This is a genomic window from Desulfoplanes sp. (genome assembly GCF_054921335.1).
This window is the reverse complement of record NZ_JBUDSQ010000158.1, coordinates 1-3,052: the sequence shown is the minus strand read 5'-3', so window position 1 is coordinate 3,052 and position 3,052 is coordinate 1. Positions and strand designations below refer to the sequence as shown.

Sequence of the window (3,052 nt, the reverse complement as noted above, 5' to 3'; positions counted from 1 at the left end):
CCAAGTAAGGGAAATGCACTATGCCAAAAAGAAAAAATTTTTCCCGGGGTCGGACTAAGATATTACCCTGAAATAATTCCCCATAACTCCTCAAAAAGGGCTATTTTTGCTCTTAAAACCACCTTTCTACCCCCAAAATCGACCTTCTAACGGAATCGGTTTTCAAAGAAAAAGTCGCCTTTGCGCATGCCCTGATCGTCGGTACCCCTCTATCCTTCTATCCTTTCAACAGAAGCAAGGCGCGTCAGCTAGGAGCAACTTTTTGAAAATTGCAACCATCCTTGACCAGATCGACGCCGGTTTCATTGCCCTTCCTGAATTTCAGCGGGGCTACGTCTGGAATCGGGATCAAGTTCGGGCTTTGATGACCTCCTTGTACAAGCGGCATCCTGTGGGGAGTCTGCTTGTGTGGGCCACGCAGGCGAACCAGGCGGCTCATCGGGGGGACAATGATCCGGCTTCCGGGATCATCGAGTTGCTGCTGGACGGTCAACAGCGGATTACCTCGCTCTACGGGATCATTCGGGGACATGAGCCTTGTTTTTTTGATGGCAACGCTTCCGTGTTCACCGGATTGTATTTCAATGTCGAGAACGAGGAATTCTCGGCCTCGATCATGACCGGGTGCTTTTTGGTCGCTACACCTTTCCTGTCATGGTTCATTATCTGGGAAGGCGTGGTTTGCAGGACATGGGCCGTGACGAGCAGAACAAACTTCTTTTCTGGTATCTGAACTGTGCCCTCTGGGGGCGCTATTCCGGTTCCACTGAAAGCATCATCGACAAGGATCTCAAAATTCTTGAAAACGGCAACCTGGCAACCGGCCTCGATGATCTCATCACCGAACTGCACCTGTGGCACGGTGATCTGACAATCCTGCCCGACCATTTTTCCGGATGGAGTCTTGGAGCAAGATTCTATCCCCTTCTCTACCTGCTTACCCGCACCCAAGATGCCAGGGACTGGGGAACCGGCATGCCCCTCAAGGCGGATCTGCTCGGCAGAATGAGCCGACTCGAGGTCCACCATATCTTCCCCAAGGCCCAGTTATATAAAAAGGGCTACCAGCGCGCTGAAGTCAATGCGCTCAGTAATTTCTGCTTCCTCACCAAAACCACCAATCTCCGCATCAGCGACGAGCTGCCGCAAAGCTATTTCCCAGCCGTGGAAGCCGCACACCCGGGTACCCTGCATTCCCAGTGGATACCTCGGGATGAAACCCGCTGGGATATAGACAATTACCCGGATTTTCTTAAAGAACGCCGCAAACTCCTGGCAGATGCGGCAAATGCTTTCATCACCACCCTCCTCCCCTCCCCCGCTTTTTCGGCGTGCAGTTCGCCATGCATAGAAGCACCCATACCCTCAGCAGCCCCCCAAGCCCCCGGCGGAATTGTATCCCAGGAAGAAGAGGCCGCTCTGGTCGAACTCAATGCGTGGATGATCGAACATGGTTTCCCTGCCGGAACATTCAACCACGAAGTGATCGATCAGAACAGCGGGCAACCCGTGGTCATCCTGGACCTGGCCTGGCCGGATGGGATTCAACAGGGATTCAGTCAGCCGGTCGCCGTATTGCTGGATGAAGAGAATGCAACGCTGAAGTTGGCGAATGAGTATGGGTTCAGGTATGTTACCGGGGTTGGGGAGTTTAAGAGGTATGTTGGTGAAACCATGGAGTGATGGATGGGGGACAGGGCTGCTTAACGAGCAACCCCTCTCTCACCCTACCATCAGCAGGGGGTGAGAGAGGGGTTGGTTCGGGAATCGTGATTCTTTTTCTCATATAGCAACGGTCAGCCCATCAAGATGAAGGGCTACAACAAAATTCGATAATCGATATCCAAAACCTCGGCCAAGCGGCGGGCACGTTCTTTTCCGATTCCCATCTTATTGTTTTCCATGGCCGAAATGTGGCCCTGGGGGATGCCGGTTTTTTCGGCCAACTCCTTCTGGGTCATTTCTTCCTTGTATCTGGAACCCTTGAGAGCGGCACCCGGGGTAAGCTCTTCTTCATCAAAAAGATCACGCCAGGGGTTGGAATCATTTGTATTGATGTAACCCAGTTTTTTCAGTGCTTCCATGGCTTCATTATGTTTGTGGGCAGGTCCGATGACCTGGATTATCCGAGTAGAATCTCCATCAATAGGGAGCTTTTTCGTGTGTTCCAACATAGGTTACCTCGATAAATTGAATTCCCTGGGGGCCTTCTTCCCAGACAGCGACATAGGTAGGATTTCCTTTTTTCAGGTGTCAATGATGTCGTGTCTTTGAAAGCTTCCCATAGTTGGACCAATTCCCTCGAACCGGCCCTGAAATTTCCAACTCCGCCAAAAGGGCTCGAAGTTTCAGTCGTATCCTTGGCGGCAAACACCGGAGACTTTTCCGCGCATTGCGATGAATATGTATGGTCCATGTCATGGATAGAATAAATATCCTATCAATAAGTATATCGTCAACACGATTATGTGGAGACCTTGTGTTTTGCCGGGGGTGCTTTTGCCGGGGTGGAACGACTCCTGGATGTATGTCTATCTGCTCATCGAATTCCAGAGCACTGTGGACCCCTGGATGGCGGTTCGGGTGATGGTTTACCGGGGATTGCTCTATCAGGATCTCATCAAAAGCAAGCGGGTGCAGAGAGGTGAAAACCTGCCCCCGGTCTTTCCCATCGTTCTGTATAACGGCCAGAACCTGTGGACAGCCAAGCAGGAGATTGCGGATCTGATAGCACCCATGCCACCCAGCCTTGCCCGGTACAGGCCGAGTCACGCTTATTTTCTTATGGATGAAGGCACTGTCTCTCAGGTGAATATTGCCTGCCGGACGAAAAGTGCAGGGGCCGGGAGAGGGTTTCAACCACCATGCCCACAATCCGGATCATCTCATTGACAATCAAAAAATCCCGGATAACACAATATCGGACAATGAAGCGTCATGACCGCCGGCTGGAATGATCGCACGTGGTGAATACTGACGATCATGCACGCAAAGCAAAGGAGACACCATGCATCCGGAAACAATCGCTCAGAAAATCGATAAGCTGAGCATA

At 51.5% G+C, this 3,052-nt stretch carries 4 protein-coding genes; 3 read left to right on the top strand and 1 reads right to left on the bottom strand.

What is annotated here, in order from left to right; genetic code table 11:
• Nucleotides 1-262 precede the first annotated feature (262 nt).
• Together ACY692_RS14760 and ACY692_RS14755 are read left to right on the top strand one after the other, a co-directional pair.
• A complete protein-coding gene (locus ACY692_RS14760) occupies nt 263-733 on the top strand; it encodes a DUF262 domain-containing protein (RefSeq protein ID WP_462326140.1) in 471 nt (156 codons plus the stop codon).
• A complete protein-coding gene (locus ACY692_RS14755) occupies nt 682-1,683 on the top strand; it encodes a hypothetical protein (protein WP_462326139.1) in 1,002 nt (333 codons plus the stop codon). Before ACY692_RS14760 ends, ACY692_RS14755 begins: the two co-directional genes overlap by 52 nt.
• 134 nt (nt 1,684-1,817) lie before the next feature.
• On the opposite strand, the gene ACY692_RS14750 is transcribed toward ACY692_RS14755, so the two are convergent.
• Nucleotides 1,818-2,084 carry a helix-turn-helix domain-containing protein gene (locus ACY692_RS14750; RefSeq protein WP_462326138.1) on the bottom strand — a complete coding sequence of 89 codons (267 nt, stop codon included), beginning with the start codon at nt 2,082-2,084 and terminating at the stop codon, nt 1,818-1,820.
• Nucleotides 2,085-2,523: 439 nt separating this feature from the next.
• Between ACY692_RS14750 and ACY692_RS14745 the strand changes: the two genes are divergently transcribed.
• Entirely contained in the window at nt 2,524-2,892 is a 369-nt protein-coding gene (locus ACY692_RS14745) for an Rpn family recombination-promoting nuclease/putative transposase (RefSeq protein WP_462326137.1), read from the top strand.
• Nucleotides 2,893-3,052: the final 160 nt, after the last annotated feature.

Excerpts from the sequence above, each read along its gene's own strand:
- ACY692_RS14750 (WP_462326138.1), bottom strand. The coding sequence starts at position 2,084 with ATGGAAGCACTGAAAAAACTGGGTTACATCAATACAAATGATTCCAAC.
- ACY692_RS14745 (WP_462326137.1), top strand. The coding sequence starts at position 2,524 with ATGTATGTCTATCTGCTCATCGAATTCCAGAGCACTGTGGACCCCTGG.